At 60.5% G+C, this 1,624-nt stretch carries 1 protein-coding gene; it reads right to left on the bottom strand.

What is annotated here, in order from left to right; genetic code table 11:
* Positions 1-1,364, bottom strand: a 1,364-nt coding sequence (locus VES88_00090; GenBank protein ID HYN79871.1) for a DUF4331 domain-containing protein, incomplete at its 3' end; no start/stop codon positions are given.
* Between the last annotated feature and the right edge of the window lie 260 nt (positions 1,365-1,624).

The following is a 1,624-nucleotide window of genomic DNA, read 5'->3' as shown; positions in this document are numbered from 1 at the left end:
GTGCCACCGGCGCACGCGTTGCCGGGCAGCAGTACACCCGCCGCCACGCGCAAGGTGATGTCAACGACGTCGTCGTTTAAGCGCCGCCCGTTCGGGTAGCCGGCGTTGTCGCCTGCGATAAAGCCGAGTCGATTTACCGACCCGGGCGCCGTCGCCGGAATCGCTGTGTTCAGACGAATGTACTCAGCCGGAGCCGATCCCGGCCCCGCGGTCGGATCGTTCGGGTCGTTCTGGAACGGGAACCGCGTGGCTCCTGGAACGCCCGTCAGGAAGACCCGCACTAGGTCGTTACGTCCCGAGGTCGGGGCGTCGTTGAGGGGCGGGTAAAGCAGGTTGATGAGCGCCACCGGCTCAACCGGCCGCGACGCCGTTCCGCGCACAAAGTCCTGCCGGTTCATGTCGGTAGCCGGCAGCTCCGCGTTGTACTTGTCTTTGTCGTTCTCCGAGATGGTCGGCGAACTGCCAATTGGAATGAGCAACTCGTTGAAGAGCGGGTTGCCCATGCGCGAAACCTGCACGCAGCCTGAGGTCGGGGCTATCCCGCCAGGAGACGTCGCGGTGCCGCAGTCAGCCGGGTTCTCCGTCTTCGTGCCGTTAGTGTTGAGCACTCGTGTACCGGGGCGACTGGCCGTCGAATAGATTCCGAGAATGGCGTGTGGATCGGTCGGCCCCGTCGGCAGCGCGCCCGTCGCCGTCAGGAACTGGGTCGGAATCTGAATCGCGATAGTGTGGACGTTGTAGCCCGCGGTGGCGTCCACGCCGTGGGAAATTGCAAGCGGAGCTAAATGAGCTGAATTGAAAGGGCGGAGGCCGAGTAGATCGAAAATTGAACCCAAATCAACATAGAAAGCTTCATCGCGCTGACCGGCAAAAACTTTAATATCGCCAGCACTGGTCGGGATCGTGCTGATGGCCGGTTCTGCCAAGTTGGTTTCATAGTTCGGCGTCGAGCGAGGACCGATGTTGACCGGCGGCGTCGGCAAATTCGTACCGAGAACAAATGTGGTAAACGTCGGCACGGCCGGGTCGCCCTGACGGATCAGCGCCGTCACATCCATGAACTGCTTAACGTTCCAGTCCGGGTCGGACAGGTTGTCAATCGTGTTCGTATTATAGAGGAACGTGTCTGGGTTGCCGACGACTGTTCGGAAGCGGAACTGGATGGCCAGGTCTAGTCTGCCGTCGCCGTTGTTGTCGAACCGGATCTGGTAGAGCACGCTGTCGTCGAACTTGAAGAAGTTCGGGCCGCTCGCAGGTTCTTCGAGCGGGATGTAGTTGGCCAGAATCGTGACGGAGTTCGGCCGGTCAGGGCTGATGAACGCGTACACGTCTGTGCCGTCGGCCAGCGGATCAGCAGAGATCAACGGTGCTTCCCGGTGACTCGAGGCCTCAGCGATCGGTAATCTTAGCGGGCTGACGATGAACGCCACGCCTAATAAGCTGATTGCGATGATTAGTGATAATTTTCGTAGCGGTTTTCGCATGGTTCTTTTCTTTCTCCCTGTGAGTGCCCGGATCATCTACCGCGCGCCGCAATGCCGGGCTCCAAGATGCGCCCCGCGGTGATTTCGGAGGCGCGAAAGGACACGCCCCACTTCGTCTCTATCCCCAGGAGAGAGCGCTC

Source organism: Gemmatimonadaceae bacterium, from assembly GCA_035633115.1.
GTDB lineage: Bacteria > Gemmatimonadota > Gemmatimonadetes > Gemmatimonadales > Gemmatimonadaceae > UBA4720.
Note: the sequence above shows the minus strand (reverse complement) of the source record. Positions and strands in the feature narration are given on the sequence as shown.